Source organism: Vibrio hangzhouensis, from assembly GCF_900107935.1.
In the GTDB taxonomy this organism is placed as follows: Bacteria; Pseudomonadota; Gammaproteobacteria; order Enterobacterales; family Vibrionaceae; genus Vibrio; species Vibrio hangzhouensis.
In genome coordinates this window covers 347482-363192 of sequence record NZ_FNVG01000001.1, presented here as the reverse complement: position 1 = coordinate 363192, position 15711 = coordinate 347482, and the positions used below count along the sequence as shown (strand labels likewise).

The window sequence follows — 15711 nt, the reverse complement described above, 5'->3', positions numbered from 1 at the left end:
GGACCTTGACAGGCAAAGCCCCATATATGTTATCGAAGATCAGCTAGTGAGATTCGAAAGTAAACTCGGGATGTGTTTTATTGAGTTCGCTTCTCAGCTGACCATTATGCCCGACGGTGACATGGCATGAAACACATTGAATCGGGTCGTTTTCCTCTAACTGCTTTTTGTAGTGAGCATGCGTTTGTAGCGACTTAGGATTATTTGCGGTTGTTTTGTCTAGCAGTGCCTGATGGCAACTCAGGCAACCGCTATCAAAGACAAAGCGTTCACGTTCTTCTCGACGAGCAATCCAATCGATCTCGTCGGTGTTGGTAAAGTTTTCTACAAAAACATCGTTGATGCCGTGTTTTGTCTTATCAAGCATGTAACCGAACACAGAATCCTGAGGCAGGTGACAATCCACACATTGAGCCACAAAACCATGCTCATTGTTGCCTCCATGAGTGTCTTGTTTGAAGGTGTTTGCCATTGGTTCCATGGAGTGGCAGGAGCCACAAAATTCAGCGTCACCGGTTTTATGGGCAATTTCTGCAGTGACCAGGCTGGCTCCTGTGCCAATTAATCCGCCAATGAACACCAGGATCAAGATAAACCATTTTCTATTCATATCTACTCCCTATGGCACTTTGCCCATCCAGGACGTGGTGGTGTGGCAATCCGCACATAAGTTGGTTGACGGTTCGTGTTCGGCATGGCACTCGTAACAGTCAAGAGACAAGGCATCATGGAACGAGTTGTGAGGATTGGTATGGTTTGCGTCCATGAACTTCAGACGGTCGGCGACTTTTTGAGCACTGCCGTGACAGGAAAGGCAGTTTTCTGTTTCGAGAGGTTCAAACTCGTCGGGGTCGTTGCCTTCGTGGCACATTACGCAGTCAAACTTTAAGGCCTTGTGATGAGGCTTCAAAGTGTACTCCTCAGATAACGAGTCCCAGTCTGGTTCGTCGTTGGCTAGTGACCAAGGTGAAGCAAAGGTCATCAGAAGCAGGGATAAATAAAGTAATATTGTTTTCATAAGCAATATGTCTGATTGATTGAAGGGTGGCGAAAACCACCCTATGCCACAGGGCTAAGCCCAAGGTTTTGTTTTCGCGGCATTCACGCCGGCGACCATGCCAAAAGCACCACAGTCAATTGTTGAGCAGGCCGTTAAACGGATGTAACCATAAGTGCCTGCTGAGGCCTCACCGCAAACAAAGGCACCTTCGATGGGTTCGCCTGTGACGACATCGACTGCTTCCGCATTGGCTGTAATCATGGCTCCGCCTTGTGCGTAGTTGTAACGGGGGTTCAACTGCATCGCGTAGTAAGGTGCTTTAGAAATGGACGTGGCTTCCTTCAATACGCCTTTCGGTTTATGAAACTCGTCTTGATCTTGCGCCATATTGGTGTTGTATTTCTCAATGTTGGTTTTGAGTTTAGTGACGTCCATTTTAAAGTTGTCGGCGAGCGCCTCTAAAGTATCGAACTTCCAGATGGTACCGTTGATGCCGTTTTTACCTTCAAGTGACAAATGAAAGCGCTGTTGATCATGGTAATGGTCAGCCCCTTTTTGGTCGTAAATCAAAACGGTATGCTCACCATCAATATGACGACGTTCTTCCAGAATGGCCATTCCTATAGCCTGACGGTCGTTGTTGTTGTATTCATCAACGAAACGCTCTCCTGTGCGAGGGTTGACCAGAATACCCCAGCGAATGTCTTCCGTAGGAACAGGGAAGGCAAATCGGAAAAGCGTCATGTGAATAGGCTTGAATCCTGCGTTAACCATGGCTTTGATTGCACCAGCGGTTGCGCCTGGTTGAGTTGTAGATGCCGCGTTGTACATGGTGCCCACTTCGTCGCCGCGGAATTTTCTATCCTGATTGTAGCCGCCTGTCGCCATGACCAAGCCACGTTTAACTTTGTAGTACTTCACTTTGCCGGATTTGTTGATATCGGGGTTATCGTTGTCTCCAAGATCATCATGCTTACGGCTAAATCGGTACTTTTCACGAACCTTAACGCCGATCACTCGTCCCTGCTCGTTACGCAAAATCTCTTCCAAAAATATCTTTTTGCGTATTTCAACGTTGCTTAAATTGGCGGAGCAGTAACCTTGCAGTTTTTTGATGACCTCAGTACCGCCCCCCTTAGGCCATACACAGCGTGGTTTCGAGTGACCTCCTAGCTTTTTGACGCCCGTACCACCACCGATAGACATGTCATATTCTACTCCGTGCTCTTTGAGGAAGTTGTAGAGATCCAACGTGCCTTTCGCGGCGACTTCGGTGAGTTCACGATGATTATAACCTTTGGCTTCTCGTTCGATATCTTTGAGCAGCAGCTCCCAGGAATCGTCGGTCACTCCAATGTTCTTTTGTAGATCAGATCCTACAACCGCCATATTTAGGCCGGAAATCAGTGATGATCCCCCTAAACGCGACATTTTGTCGGCGACAACGACCTTTGCAGTTGCGTCGGTTTCTGCGGCTCGGATTGCAGCAATCATTCCGGACATGCCGGAGCCAATCACCAGAACATCCATTTCTTCATCCCAGTTCACTTTCGCTGGGTTAGTGGCTGCGAATGCAGTAGAAGAAAGACCAAGTGCGGATACGGGTGCGATTGCGGCTGCACCTAAGCTCATTTTCAAGAAATTACGACGTGAATTAGTTTCAGACATAATCTTTTGCTCCATTTACACGAATGTGTTTGTTATTTTTTGAAATTCGATATGGGACATTGTTAAGGGGAATCTGTTCTACCTCTATAGTGGTAAACCGCACTTAGTGGTGTTGCTTGATCTAAAACAAATATTCAAATTATCAGTATGAGAGGCTAAACAGGTATTCAGATGCTGCTTGTTTTGCGAGGGAATAATTGAAAGCGAGAATGTTGATGGGGCTGCTGAGTCTCTTAGCCTGTTTCGCTGCTATGGCGGAACAGACGTTGGTCAGAATAGGGGTTCTGGCTTTTAATGGCCCCGCTTATACACTGACACGATGGCAACCGACGGTGGATTACCTCAATGGTGCGTTGCCTGACTATCACTTTGTCATTGTTCCTGCTGATATCCAAACCCTTGATAGCCTGGTCAGTAGTGAGTTGGTCGACTTTACGCTTACCAATGGTATTCAATTCCTGCTTTACAAATACAATCATCAGGCAGTTAAAATGCTGAACTTGAACCCATTTCATGGTGAAGCACGACATGCGATTGGTTCGGCGCTGATAGGGCGAGCAGATGAACCAGACATCAAGAATCTTAAAGAGGTTAAGAATCGTTCTATTGTCTCTGTCAGCCCCAAGGCATTTGGTGGATTTCGAGTCATGCTTGGTGAGTTCCTTGCGGAAGGTATTGAGAGGGAAGATCTAAAGAACCTCACTTTTATTGGATATCCACAGCAGGCATTGCTGACTAAAGTACTCAGTGGAGAGGCCGATTTTGCTATCGCGCCTACCTGTTTGTTAGAACGCAAGGTACGTGACGGAACCATACCGGAGCACAACCTGAAAGTGATGCGTCAACAGCAACCTGAATCATCATTTGCCTGCCACACTTCAAGCCAGCTGTACCCAAACTGGACGCTGGCAAGGATGAAGCATGTGCCAGCGGATTATGCCAATCATATTGCCAGACTCTTGCTTACGATACCTGCTTCCAGTCAAATTGCTGTCGCTGGGCTCTATGGGGGATGGTCAGTCCCAATTGATGACAGCGCTATTTATCGACTGATGGAAGATATTGGTGTCAGCATTCAGCCATCTTATTGGCAAAGGTTATGGGACCATTACCGCGGCTGGGTGTTGATTGGCTGCGGTATGTTGCTGCTGTTTATTGGCTATCATTTTCGAGTTAACTATTTGGTACACGTGCGTTCGGCGCAGTTACGAAACGAGATAGATCAGCACAAGCAAACCTCTAAACAGCTGGAGAAGGAAACCAATCAATTGTACAAGGCACAGCGTGTCTTGTTGGGAGGTGAAATGGCCTCTGGGATTGCCCACGAACTCAATCAGCCGTTGATGGTAATAGGAACCTATGCGTCAGGTTGTAAAAAAAGAATGAAGCGTTCGGAGATGACGCAGCAGCAGTTAATTGACGCGTTAGATAAAATCGAACATCAAACCATTCACGCCAGTCATATCATTCAACGAATGCGGGACTTCATGAAAGTTCACAGTGATCAAAGAGAGCGTTGTTCGATAGAAGCGATAATCAACAATACATTACTGATTTTTCAGCATACTTTTGAACGCAAAAACATTCATATCGAACTATTGATAGAGGACACCTATGTGCACATCGATCCCGTTCTCATTCAGCAAGTAATTGCTAATCTCATTCAAAACAGTATTGACGCGTTGAAGGAAAAGGAGTCAGGCCAACGGATAATCTCCATTAAGGTTGGCTTTAAAGAAAGCCAGCTAACTATTGCGATTTGTGACAATGGAATTGGTATGTCAGACCAACAGTTGAGTCAGCTCTTTATGCCATTTCACAGCTCTAAGGTATCAGGACTGGGGCTAGGAATGGTGATTTGCAAACGAATCATTGAAGCTCACAATGGGTCGATCAAGGCCCAGCAATTGTCTCAGGGAACTTGTTTTGTGATGACATTACCACTGGATGCGGAGGGGGAATAGGGATGCTTTGTCCTGTCTACTTAGTCGATGATGACGCTGCAATTATTGAATCTGTCACCTGGTTATTGGAGGGTGAAGGCTTTAACGTAAAAGGGTTTATAAATGCAGAGAGCTTTCTGCAGCAGGTCAGAATTGACCAGCCTGGCGTGGTTCTGCTTGATATCAATATGCCAGGAATTGATGGATTGGAATTGCAAAAAGCCTTGATAGATAACGACAGTAATCTTGTGATTATCTTCTTAACCGGGCACGCCAATGTAGAGATAACCAAAACCGCGTTTAAACGTGGTGCGAATGATCTGCTACAAAAACCAGTGAAGGGCGAGGAACTGTGTACTGCCGTAGCCCAAGCTCAGGAGTTGGCGATGAATCTGTCTGTGACCCGTCAGGAGCACGAGGATTTAGAGGCTAAGATTGCGACTCTGACAGAGAGGGAAAAGGATCTTATCCCCCTTATTATTCAGGGCAAGGCGAATAAGGTCATTGCAGATGAGCTGTGTATCGCGCTTCGCACAGTAGAGATTCATCGCCATAATCTATTTAAAAAAATGGGGGTGTCATCTGGCATACAACTCGCCTTTGATGGCCAGAATATATTGGCGAAACTGGATGCCTCGTCGTTGCCGTAACATCAATGTTTAATCATTCACTCCTGCAAAACCGCTGAAATTGCGGGTGCCTGATGGACCAGTTCATTGTTATTGATCGCGTGGACCATAAAGCGGGCAAAGTCCGTTCTTCTGGTAAGATTACGAGACAGCGCCGGATCGTGAGTGTGCTTGCGCCAAATGGGTAAACCTTGTGACGGGCCTTCCTCTAGGTTGCTGCCTCGTACTACAGTCCAGGGCTTGGTACTGTTGAAGATTAAGGAGCAGGCGCGAACCTGATCAGACAGATCGGCAAAGCGAAACAATCGGGCCAGCTTCGCAAACAAAGCGACCAGCAAACGAAAGGCAAGAGAATACTGGTCTTTACCGTCCTTAGAGATATGCCATCCACAAGAAAAAATCAGTCTGGCGTGTGCCGGGGCCGAATTAAGAACGGCTTTGGCTGTGCCAGAGGAGTAGTCATTCAGTCCCCAGGGAACCAGAACGGTTAATACCGCGTCACAGCCTTCAATGGCTTGCGCGACCACATTTTGATTGTCTGTCCACGCTGGATAGATATCGATCTGGTCTCCAAAGCGTTGCAGTTTATCCACGCTCTGTGGTCGGCACACAGCGTTTACGCGATAGCCCTCTTTAAGAGACCATTCAATAAGGTACTGCCCCAGTTTGCCGGATGCACCGACGATACACACTCGATTCATAGCGTTCTCCCTATAGCTTATATCACTAAATTAACACTGGAATTTGCCCATGTATTCACGCATGCTTGTTTTGTTGGTATGCATAAATGCATACTTAAACGTGATAAGGCCACGCTAGGGAAGAGACGAGCATGAATTTTGACTGGAACCACGCAAAAGCTTTCATTGTTACGGCGGAGTTAGGCTCATTGACCTCCGCTGCGGTGAAGCTTTCCTCTACTCAGCCGACGATTGGCAGGCAAGTACAGGCATTCGAGGATGAGTTGGGTGTCGTGTTGTTTGAAAGAACCGGCAATAAGCTGTTACTAACGGAGACCGGGCAAGTCATTTATGAAATCCTTCGGCCTATGATGGGCGTGGCAATGGAGGCAAGCCTGGCGGCTCATGGAAATGTACACACTATGACAGGGAGAGTTGTCATCGCAGCCAGCCAGATCGATGCATTATACCGACTTCCGGAAATTTTGAAAAAAGTCAGTGAGTTGGAACCTGGACTTCGCGTTGATGTTGAAGTCTCTAATCAGGTCTCGGATCTGCTCGCCCATGAAGCCGACATTGCGATCCGCAGTTTTCGACCGGAGCAGAATGAACTCATCGCCCGAAAAATTAAGACGATACCAGTCTGGCTTTATGCTTCATCAACGTATGCAGAGCATCTCAATCTGGCCGATGACCAAGGTGGCGGCAGCGCAGCAATGCGCAAAGCGAGAGTGCTCGGCTTCAAAGATAACACGCAGGTCATTTCTATCTTAAACCAAAGTGGCTGGCAGCTTACGGAAGAAAACATCACAACAAGTTGTGATTTTCAGCCTCTGCAGATCGAATTGGCCATCCGGGGGATGGGGTGTGTCTTCCTTCCACAGGATATTGGTGACAATCATACGCAATTAGTTCGGGTATTTGAGCCGCTGGGACCTCCGGTGGAAATCCCTATGTGGTTAGTATGTCATCGAGAGTTGAACAGAAGCGCAAAAGTCAGAAGGGTTTATGATCTCCTGATTGAGGCATTACTTGAAGAAGGTAGCAGAGCTCAGAAATAAATCGAGTCAATGGTTGGGTGAATAATCATACGTTAGAGGTAGCTAACAACCTCGGAAAAATTCTCATCAAAATAGTTGGATAGTGTGTGAATTACAGCCATCCTGTTGGTAAAGGAATCTGACAGGAAGTGGAAACTATGACTATTGAAGACGGTGTGGTACATATCGACTCATTTCTCGCTGTAACACTTGGCATTATTGTATTGTTTGTAGGACGGCGTCTTAATCAGGTCGTTGGCTTCTTAAAGGAGTTCAGTATTCCAGAGCCAGTATCAGGAGGCATCGTTTTTTCAGTGCTGTTTGCATTATTTTATGTGACGACATCGATTGAAGTGAGCTTCAATCTCATGGCTCGTGATGTTCTCTTGGTTTACTTTTTCACCACTATAGGTATCAACGCCAGTTTAGGTGACCTGATGAAAGGCGGTAAGCCTCTCATTATCCTGCTGGTTATCACTATCGGCTACATGCTAATTCAGAACGTGACCGGTATTTCTGTAGCAACCGCGTTTGGGCTGGAACCCGTAGCCGGGCTGTTAAGCGGTACGGTGTCGTTGATTGGTGGGCACGGCACCGCTATTGCATGGGCACCAAGAATTCAGGAACAGTTCGCACTGAGTACTGCCATGGAAATTGGTATCGCAAGTGCGACTTTTGGATTGATTCTAGCCAGTATCATGGGGGGACCAATTGCAAAGTTCCTGATCAAGCGATATGACTTAAAGCCAGCAGAACAGCAAGCGATGGATGTGGGCATCGCAGACGATCAACCGATGCCAAAAATTACCTCATACGATTTTCTGGACGCTATGCTGGCCATTCACACCTGCATCATTTTTGGTGTCATACTGAATGAAGGAATCGAATACTTAGGACTGCAACTTCCGTTGTTTGTTACCTGTCTGTTTGCCGGCATTATTTTGTCCAATTTGGTTCCTCACAACTACCCAAGAATTACGGGTACAAAGTGGCCAGCTAACAAACCAGCAGTTGCCTTGATTGCTGATATGTCCCTGGGGACGTTTCTCGCCATGTCACTTATGAGCATGCAACTATGGACGCTAGTTGACTTGGCAGGACCGATTTTCGCCATATTGGGTGCACAGTTTGTTGTTGCGATACTGGTGAACTTATTTATTATTTTTCCTGCGATGGGCAAGAATTACGACGCTGCTGTGATTTGCTCTGGATTCGGTGGGATCTCATTGGGGTCTACGCCGACGGCTATGGCAAACATGTCGGCGGTAGCGCAAAAATACGGTAACTCGCATCAGGCGTTTATTGTCGTGCCATTGGTTTGCGCATTTTTTATCGATTTAGCCAACGCGTTTATCATCCCTTACTTTATGAAAATACTAATGTAAGCCGCATTGGAAGTCGGCTAACTCTGAGGAATAGCCATGAAACTTTACGAACACGACATCACGGTCAGTTGTAAGAGGCTGAATCTTTTCTTGCGCGAGATAGGCGTGTCTGACTTGGAGCGTATTGAGGTTAATGTCCGGGCTGGCGACAACCTAAGCGACGACTATCGCGCAAAAAGTGCCAATGGCAAGGTTCCGTTGTTGGAGCTTGATGATGGCACTTTCCTTAGTGAAACAGTGGCAATTTGTCGATACTTTGATGAAACCAAGCCAAACGATCTGAATCTATTTGGTGAGTCTGTACTTGGACGGGCAAAGGTAGAAATGTGGAATCGCATTGTTGAAATTGAGGGGATTCAAAACGCTTTTCAGGCCTTTCGAAACCTCACAGGAATTTACAGTGATCGCGAAAATTGCGTAGAGGCATGGGGAGAAGAGGCCAAACATCGTGTAGAGTTATTTCTGCCAAAACTCGATAAACAGTTATCCGAATCTGATTATGTTGCGACACAAGAGTACACGATAGCTGATATCAGTGCTTATATTTTCGTGGTTGTCGCAATCAATGCTCTTAAATTGGAGGTGCTTGATGTCTATCCCAATATTAAGCGTTGGTATGACACCGTTACCGTTCGTCCGGCGGTAACAGGGTAGCTGACAGTTCTTAGCAGAAAGATGACGATAGGATTACCTTTCTGATTTGAATTTTCTCGTAAACTCACTAGCTTTAAAGAAAGTGTTGATTGGAGAACGGTTCTAGTGAGTCAAAAAAAAATACTGATGGTGTTAACGTCCCACGATCGGTTGGGTAATACGGACGAGAAGACTGGTTTTTGGCTAGAAGAGTTCGCTTCACCTTACTATGTATTCAAGGACTCAGGACTGCATATCACCCTTTGTTCTCCTAAAGGTGGACAACCTCCACTCGACCCTAAAAGTGCATTACCGGACTATCAAACTGAGGCAACCCACCGTTTTCAAGATGACGAGGTGGCAAGGACACATTTGGCCCAAACCCTAAGGCTGGTGGAAGTCAAAGCATCTGACTATGACGCGGTATTTTTTCCGGGAGGACATGGCCCATTATGGGATCTCACCTGTGATCCCGATTCGGTATCTCTTATTGACGATTTTTATGCCCAAAGCAAGCCTATAGGAGCTGTTTGTCATGCTTCCGGGGTGCTTATCAATGCTGTGGGTAATAGCGACGAGGACGAGCCATATCCAATGATCAAAGGAAAGCGGGTGACAGGGTTCAGTGACAGTGAAGAAAGTGCGGTTGGTCTAATAGAGGTCGTGCCTTATCTGGTAGAAGAAGAGCTCGTGAACCGTGGAGGCATTTACTGTAAAGGAGACGACTGGGCACCGCATATCGAAGTGGATGGTCTTCTGGTAACCGGGCAAAATCCGGCAAGTTCCCAACAGGCAGCGCAAGCTATCGTTGAATTACTAAATAAAGAGTAACAAAAGGGCCGCTCTGTCAGCGGTTCTTTAAGAACAACGACACTTAATTTCGAACATTTAATCCGATAAAGATACCCACCATATCAAAATCTGCGTCGCTGAACGTTATATTAGTGTGTCCCAGAGACCGGCATCACACCGATGGGCAGGTATTCACCAGCGTTTGAGTTCTATCTGAATGCCAGAGGCGCGTAAATAATGTCTTACCCAAACAACGACAAAGTGTGATCTTTCTTAGAAAACAAGTCAAAGCGTGAGAACTTTGAAAAGTCGATATCAAAAATGCATTGACCTGCGTGATGAATGGCGGCAATTTCAACCTAATTCCAATAATTAGACTTATGACAATGAGAACAGAAAGAGAAAAAATGTTAGCAGGTGAGCCTTATCTCGCCTGGGATGAAGAGTTGCTTCAAGCACGAGTTCGCTGCCGCCAGACATTAAAAAAGTTAAACGACAGTATCCCTAATACCCCAGAATGGAAAGAGGCTCAGGAAGCGCTTATACCGAACAGAGCGGGCGAACTATACTTAGAGCCCCCTTTTCGTTGCGATTACGGTGAGAATATCCATGTTGGTGAGAATTTCTATGCTAATTTCAATTGTGTCATACTGGACGTTAACACCGTAGAGATTGGTGACAATGTGTTATTCGCGCCTAATGTGCAAATTTACACTGCAGGACATCCTTTGGATGTGAAAGGTAGGGTAGATGAGGCCGTTGAGTTCGGGTTGCCAATTAAGATTGGTCACAATGTGTGGTTAGGCGGAGGGGTTATTGTTTGCCCGGGCGTTACTATTGGTGACAATGCGGTTATCGGTGCGGGAAGTGTCGTTACCAAAGATATACCCGCCAATGCTTTGGCGGTGGGCAACCCCTGTAAAGTGATTAAAGAGATTGATAACGGTCAGGAATCTGTTCGGTAGAGAATTCTCTAGAGCTTTTATTCAAGTATAAAGTTGCGTTAAAACAGTAATTTAACTCCGCGTCAAAAAATCGTTGTTCAGCTAACGATTTTTTGACGTTTTGTTTGATGTCCATTCCATAAAAATCTATCATGTCCGCGTTAGTTCTATAAGTTTTCTATTTGTCGTGGATTGATCGTTGCAATATTCAGATTTTGATTTGTCATTAGGTTTGATGGAAAAAGCGTTGGAAAGCGCTTCTGCCGCCGTCCTGATCACGGATGCGAATGCTCATATCAAATACGCGAACAAACATTTTTACCACTTAACGGGTTACTGTGAAGAGGAAGTGTTGGGTAGAAACCCAAACTTCTTGCGCTCGGGTAAAACCAGTCCAAAAACCTACCAGGAGATGTGGTCCAAGCTAAAAAGTGGCCACGACTGGTATGGTGAGCTCATCAATCGCAAGAAAAACGGCACGCTTTTCGTCGAGAAGGCGCATATCAGTCCCTTTGAGTATCTGGGACAAAATTACTATATCGCGGTGAAGCGTGATGTGACCTCCGAGAAAAACTTAACTGAACGATTAAGTGATCTGGCCTATTTTGACGCGTTAACCAGACTTCCCAACAGAACATCATTTTTCGAACACCTTCAGGCGTTTCTTGTAGAGCACCAGGATCTCGTTGAGCCATATTCGCTGCTTTTAATTGACCTAAATGAATTTAAGTCGATCAACGACAGTAAAGGGCACGATTATGGTGATCTATTTCTACAGAAGGTTGCGAGTCGTTTTAAAAAAGTGATTGGAGATAATGGCATCGTCGCCCGATTAGGGGGCGATGAATTTGTCGTGCTTCTACCCGTTTGTGATGCGCCTAAGGCGGAGTCCTACGCACAGCAATTGATTGATTCCATCGCCTATATCGAAATTGGCAATAAATCCGAGCGGGGCTCCGCGGCGGTCGGGATCACGACCAACAGCGGCAAAGACATCCCTTCAAGTTTATTGCTTAAACAAGCCGATCTGGCCATGTACAGAGCAAAACAGTGTCAAACTATGTGGATGAGCTACAACGATGAGATGGGGGCTCAGTGGGGGCGTAAGAAAGCGCTAGCACAGAGACTTTCAGAAGCGATCGAATCCCACAAAATTGAAGTCTGCTTTATGCCAGTGATTGACCTTAATAAGACTCAAGTTGTTGCCTACAAAAGTCGGCTGGAGTGGTGTGATCCTGTTTTGGGGAATGTAGACCGATTTGAATTCATTCCGATTGCTGAAGAGTCTCAATTGGTACGTAAGCTGAATCTTTTTACTATCGATCAGGCATGCAAGTACGCGACGGTGGGGGAGTTGAAGACTGTTGCCGTTAAAGTCTCCTCTAAAAACTTCGGTCACGGGTTGTTTGTGCAAGAAGTTGCAGAGATACTTGAAAGCTATAAATTGCCAGCTTGCTGTTTGGTGTTAGAAGTGTTTGAAGACATGCTTTCAAAGAAGCGGTGTGTGGATGAACTGTACCAATTGGTGGAGCTTGGTTGCCAGATAACGGTAGCCGACTTTGGCATGGGGCATATTTCGATTTCAGAACTTCGCGCATTGCCCATTCAGAAACTCAAGGTTGGGGCTCAGTTGACGGAAGAAATCGCTCAGGATCAATCAGTACAACAAGTCGCTAAGGCCATTGTTGGGCTAGCAAATGTATTGAATATAGATACCATCGCAGAGGGCGTAACCTCAGCAGATCAGCTTGAATCTTTAAAAGCCATTGGTTGCAACTTTGCCTCTGGTTCATACATTTCCTACTTTATGCAACAAGGCAATTAATTCTTTATTTTCTCTTCTTTTTTCCCCATTGTCACAATTTGAAACTTTTCACGAAAAACTCATCGAAACGTTTCGATAGTCAGATCTCGCTCACATTTGCTTATACAGTCACTCGATCTTTTTCACCGCTCGGCTAGGATTGTCATCGAAACGTTTCGATGACAGAATTATCAAAAATATTTATCCTGAGAATACCGTCTCGATATAGCCGCATTAAGCAGGTAAAAGACATGAAAAAAAGCGCCCTAATTAACTCTGAACTGTCCTATGTGGTCTCGACATTAGGTCATACCGACGAAGTAACAATCTGCGATGCCGGACTGCCTATTGCAGAGGAAGTTCAACGCATTGACCTTGCACTTACTCATGGTGTCCCCACATTTCTGGATACAGTAAAAGTGTATCTTTCCGAAGCGCAAATTGAAGGAGTTATTCTGGCAGAGGAGTTTAAACAAGTGAGCCCGGTGCTTCATGATGAGCTGCTTACTGTCATTGATAATGAGAAAAAGGCAACAGGCAGAGAGATCTCGGTATCTTATGTTTCTCACGAGAATTTTAAAGTGAGAACTCAGGCCTCCAGAGCGGTAGTGAGAACCGGAGAATGTACCCCTTACGCTAACGTTATTTTTCAAGCGGGCGTCGTTTTTTAGTCCAACCTCTACAGACAGTACAGGACAACAACATGCTGCAACCCATATTACAACTGAGCGATATTGAAAAAGCTTTTCCAGGCGTAAAGGCGCTCGATAAGGCCAGTCTGAATGTCTATCCGGGCAAAGTGATGGCACTGCTTGGCGAGAACGGAGCGGGTAAGTCAACTTTAATGAAAGTATTGACGGGCATTTATTCAAAAGACTCGGGTGAGCTTCGATATCAGGGCAATCAGGTCGCATTCAGTGGACCGAGGGATTCACAACAAGCTGGTATTAGTATTATTCATCAGGAGTTGAACCTAATCCCTGAACTGACCATCGCTGAGAACATTTTTCTGGGACGTGAAAAGACCAATGCGTTTGGTCGAATCTTGTGGTCAGAAATGTACGCAGAAGCGGACCACCTGTTATCAAGATTAAATGTCAAACACAGTTCGAAAACGCCTTTAGGGGATTTGAGTCTAGGCGAGCAACAAATGGTGGAGATCGCCAAAGCCCTGTCTTTTGAGTCCAGAGTAATCATCATGGATGAACCTACAGATGCGTTGACCGATACCGAGACCGAGTCTCTATTCAACGTGATCAATGAACTGCGAGATCAAGGATGTGGCATTGTTTATATATCGCATCGCTTAAAAGAAATTTTCCAAATCTGTGACGACATCACAGTGCTGCGTGACGGTAAGTTCATCGGTCAACGTACTGTGGCGGAAACCGATGAAGACACTCTGATTGAAATGATGGTGGGTCGGAAACTTGATGAGCAGTATCCACGAATTGATGCGGTTCACGGAAAAACGAGCCTGGAAGTCAAAAACCTGTGCGGACCTGGTGTAAACAACGTGAGTTTCACTCTCGACCAGGGCGAAATTCTGGGCATCTCTGGCTTGATGGGAGCCGGTCGGACTGAGCTAATGAAAGTCATATACGGCGCACTTAAGCGTGAGTCTGGTGACGTGGTACTGAATGGGAAAGTGATTAACCCAGCCAGTCCTCAGGACGGTCTGGCGAACGGTATCGCCTACATTTCTGAAGATCGAAAAGGTGACGGTTTGGTGTTGGGTCTTTCAGTGAAAGAGAACATGTCACTTTGTGCACTGGAGCAGCTATCAAAGGGTGTTCAGATCCAGCATGGCGAAGAAGTGATAGCAGTTGAAGACTTTATCAAGTTGTTCAATATCAAAACACCAACCCGGGATCAGATCATTGGCAATCTATCAGGTGGTAACCAACAGAAGGTGGCTATTGCTAAGGGGCTGATGACCAAACCAAAAGTTTTGATTCTCGATGAGCCTACGCGTGGCGTTGACGTGGGTGCAAAAAAAGAGATTTACCAGCTAATTAACAAGTTTAAAGCAGACGGGATGAGCATCATTCTTGTCTCTTCTGAAATGCCTGAGGTATTGGGCATGAGCGATCGAATTTTGGTTATGCATGAAGGGCACATAAGTGGCGAGTTTATGGCCCATGAAGCAGATCAGGAAAAACTATTAGCATGCGCTGTCGGAAAAAATGTAAGTGAGGAAGCAGCATGAACAACAAAACAATGAGCGTTGAAACAGAAAAGAAAAAGCCCCTATTTAATAAAGAGTGGCTGATTGAACAGAAATCACTGATTGCGTTGGTGTTTCTGATTGTCGTGGTGTCGTTTCTCAATCCAAACTTTTTTACTGTAGACAATATTCTGAATATTCTGCGCCAAACGTCGGTCAACGCGATTATTGCAGTGGGGATGACACTGGTCATTCTTACTGCGGGTATCGATTTGAGTGTTGGTTCCGTTTTAGCATTATGCGGCGCGTTTGCCGCTAGCCTTATCGCAATGGAAGTGCCAGTTCTTATCGCGGTGCCAACCGCGTTGTTCGCTGGTGCTGCTTTGGGTGCCATTAGCGGTATCATCATTGCGAAAGGTAAAGTACAGGCCTTTATTGCGACTCTCGTGACTATGACTTTATTGCGTGGTGTGACCATGGTCTACACCGATGGTCGTCCAATTTCAACAGGCTTCACCGACACTGCCGATGCTTTTGCATGGTTTGGTACTGGTTACGCTTTGGGAATCCCGGTTCCGGTATGGATCATGGTGATCGTATTCGCCGCTGCCTGGTATCTGCTTAACCATACGCGCTTTGGTCGATATGTTTATGCGTTGGGTGGTAATGAGTCAGCGACACGTCTTTCAGGCATCAATGTGGACAAGGTGAAAATCGGTGTCTACGCCATTTGTGGTTTGCTGGCAGCACTCGCGGGTATCATTGTGACTTCACGTCTATCTTCTGCGCAGCCTACAGCGGGTATGGGCTATGAGCTTGATGCTATCGCTGCAGTGGTACTGGGTGGTACCAGTCTGATGGGTGGTAAAGGCCGGGTCATGGGCACGCTGATTGGTGCATTAATTATCGGTTTCCTCAATAACGCTCTGAACTTATTAGATGTTTCCTCTTACTACCAGATGATAGCAAAGGCCGTTGTGATTCTCCTGGCCGTATTGGTTGATAACAAAAACAAGTAGTTACCCC

The 15711-nt window shown here is 46.0% G+C and carries 15 protein-coding genes; 11 read left to right on the top strand and 4 right to left on the bottom strand.

The window, feature by feature from the left end; all coding sequences use genetic code 11:
* Positions 1-43 precede the first annotated feature (43 nt).
* From C4S60_RS01555 to C4S60_RS01545, 3 genes are read right to left on the bottom strand one after another with little or no spacing between them, the layout of a single operon-like run.
* Positions 44-610 carry a cytochrome c3 family protein gene (locus C4S60_RS01555; protein ID WP_103878556.1) on the bottom strand — a complete coding sequence of 189 codons (567 nt, stop codon included), beginning with the start codon at positions 608-610 and terminating at the stop codon, positions 44-46.
* A gap of 9 nt (positions 611-619) precedes the next feature.
* The gene (locus tag C4S60_RS01550; protein WP_103878555.1) at positions 620-1018 is read right to left on the bottom strand and encodes a cytochrome c3 family protein; all 399 of its coding nucleotides are present in this window, start codon (positions 1016-1018) and stop codon (positions 620-622) included.
* A gap of 54 nt (positions 1019-1072) precedes the next feature.
* On the bottom strand, positions 1073-2668 hold the full coding sequence (locus C4S60_RS01545; protein ID WP_160111315.1) for an FAD-dependent oxidoreductase: 1596 nt from the start codon (positions 2666-2668) through the stop codon (positions 1073-1075).
* A 197-nt stretch (positions 2669-2865) separates the two neighbouring features.
* On the opposite strand from C4S60_RS01545, the gene C4S60_RS01540 reads away from it, so the two are divergent.
* A complete protein-coding gene (locus C4S60_RS01540; RefSeq protein WP_146060833.1) occupies positions 2866-4632 on the top strand; it encodes a sensor histidine kinase in 1767 nt (588 codons plus the stop codon).
* A gap of 2 nt (positions 4633-4634) precedes the next feature.
* Positions 4635-5261 carry a response regulator transcription factor gene (locus C4S60_RS01535; RefSeq protein ID WP_103878552.1) on the top strand — a complete coding sequence of 209 codons (627 nt, stop codon included), beginning with the start codon at positions 4635-4637 and terminating at the stop codon, positions 5259-5261.
* A 17-nt stretch (positions 5262-5278) separates the two neighbouring features.
* Here the strand turns inward: C4S60_RS01535 and C4S60_RS01530 are convergent, their stop codons facing one another.
* Positions 5279-5941: an NAD(P)-dependent oxidoreductase gene (locus C4S60_RS01530; protein ID WP_103878551.1), complete on the bottom strand. Its 663-nt coding sequence runs from the start codon at positions 5939-5941 to the stop codon at positions 5279-5281.
* A gap of 131 nt (positions 5942-6072) precedes the next feature.
* Between C4S60_RS01530 and C4S60_RS01525 the strand changes: the two genes are divergently transcribed.
* The 9 genes from C4S60_RS01525 (at position 6073) to rbsC (ending at position 15704) form a co-directional block, all read left to right on the top strand.
* Positions 6073-6981: a LysR family transcriptional regulator gene (locus C4S60_RS01525; protein WP_103878550.1), complete on the top strand. Its 909-nt coding sequence runs from the start codon at positions 6073-6075 to the stop codon at positions 6979-6981.
* A gap of 137 nt (positions 6982-7118) precedes the next feature.
* The gene (gltS, locus tag C4S60_RS01520; RefSeq protein ID WP_103878549.1) at positions 7119-8345 is read left to right on the top strand and encodes a sodium/glutamate symporter; all 1227 of its coding nucleotides are present in this window, start codon (positions 7119-7121) and stop codon (positions 8343-8345) included.
* 36 nt (positions 8346-8381) lie between these two features.
* Positions 8382-8999, top strand: coding sequence for a glutathione S-transferase family protein (locus C4S60_RS01515; RefSeq protein ID WP_103878548.1), 618 nt, complete (start codon positions 8382-8384; stop codon positions 8997-8999).
* 105 nt (positions 9000-9104) lie between these two features.
* Positions 9105-9809, top strand: coding sequence for a type 1 glutamine amidotransferase domain-containing protein (locus tag C4S60_RS01510; protein WP_425275099.1), 705 nt, complete (start codon positions 9105-9107; stop codon positions 9807-9809).
* A 347-nt stretch (positions 9810-10156) separates the two neighbouring features.
* Entirely contained in the window at positions 10157-10735 is a 579-nt protein-coding gene (locus tag C4S60_RS01505; protein ID WP_103878620.1) for a sugar O-acetyltransferase, read from the top strand.
* A gap of 178 nt (positions 10736-10913) precedes the next feature.
* Positions 10914-12539: a sensor domain-containing protein gene (locus C4S60_RS01500; RefSeq protein WP_146060832.1), complete on the top strand. Its 1626-nt coding sequence runs from the start codon at positions 10914-10916 to the stop codon at positions 12537-12539.
* 230 nt (positions 12540-12769) lie between these two features.
* The gene (rbsD, locus tag C4S60_RS01495) at positions 12770-13189 is read left to right on the top strand and encodes a D-ribose pyranase (protein ID WP_103878546.1); all 420 of its coding nucleotides are present in this window, start codon (positions 12770-12772) and stop codon (positions 13187-13189) included.
* A 32-nt stretch (positions 13190-13221) separates the two neighbouring features.
* Positions 13222-14727, top strand: a complete 1506-nt coding sequence (rbsA, locus tag C4S60_RS01490; protein WP_103878545.1) for a ribose ABC transporter ATP-binding protein RbsA — start codon at positions 13222-13224, stop codon at positions 14725-14727.
* Entirely contained in the window at positions 14724-15704 is a 981-nt protein-coding gene (gene rbsC / locus C4S60_RS01485; RefSeq protein WP_103878544.1) for a ribose ABC transporter permease, read from the top strand. The genes rbsA and rbsC overlap by 4 nt, the downstream gene beginning before the upstream one ends.
* The last annotated feature ends 7 nt before the right edge of the window (positions 15705-15711 follow it).

Bases quoted from the DNA above. Each gene is read 5' to 3' on its own strand.
- C4S60_RS01555 (WP_103878556.1), bottom strand. From the start codon at position 610: ATGAATAGAAAATGGTTTATCTTGATCCTGGTGTTCATTGGCGGATTA.
- C4S60_RS01550 (WP_103878555.1), bottom strand. From the start codon at position 1,018: ATGAAAACAATATTACTTTATTTATCCCTGCTTCTGATGACCTTTGCT.
- C4S60_RS01545 (WP_160111315.1), bottom strand. From the start codon at position 2,668: ATGTCTGAAACTAATTCACGTCGTAATTTCTTGAAAATGAGCTTAGGT.
- C4S60_RS01535 (WP_103878552.1), top strand. From the start codon at position 4,635: ATGCTTTGTCCTGTCTACTTAGTCGATGATGACGCTGCAATTATTGAA.
- C4S60_RS01530 (WP_103878551.1), bottom strand. From the start codon at position 5,941: ATGAATCGAGTGTGTATCGTCGGTGCATCCGGCAAACTGGGGCAGTAC.
- C4S60_RS01525 (WP_103878550.1), top strand. From the start codon at position 6,073: ATGAATTTTGACTGGAACCACGCAAAAGCTTTCATTGTTACGGCGGAG.
- gltS (WP_103878549.1), top strand. From the start codon at position 7,119: ATGACTATTGAAGACGGTGTGGTACATATCGACTCATTTCTCGCTGTA.
- C4S60_RS01515 (WP_103878548.1), top strand. From the start codon at position 8,382: ATGAAACTTTACGAACACGACATCACGGTCAGTTGTAAGAGGCTGAAT.
- C4S60_RS01505 (WP_103878620.1), top strand. From the start codon at position 10,157: ATGAGAACAGAAAGAGAAAAAATGTTAGCAGGTGAGCCTTATCTCGCC.
- rbsD (WP_103878546.1), top strand. From the start codon at position 12,770: ATGAAAAAAAGCGCCCTAATTAACTCTGAACTGTCCTATGTGGTCTCG.
- rbsA (WP_103878545.1), top strand. From the start codon at position 13,222: ATGCTGCAACCCATATTACAACTGAGCGATATTGAAAAAGCTTTTCCA.
- rbsC (WP_103878544.1), top strand. From the start codon at position 14,724: ATGAACAACAAAACAATGAGCGTTGAAACAGAAAAGAAAAAGCCCCTA.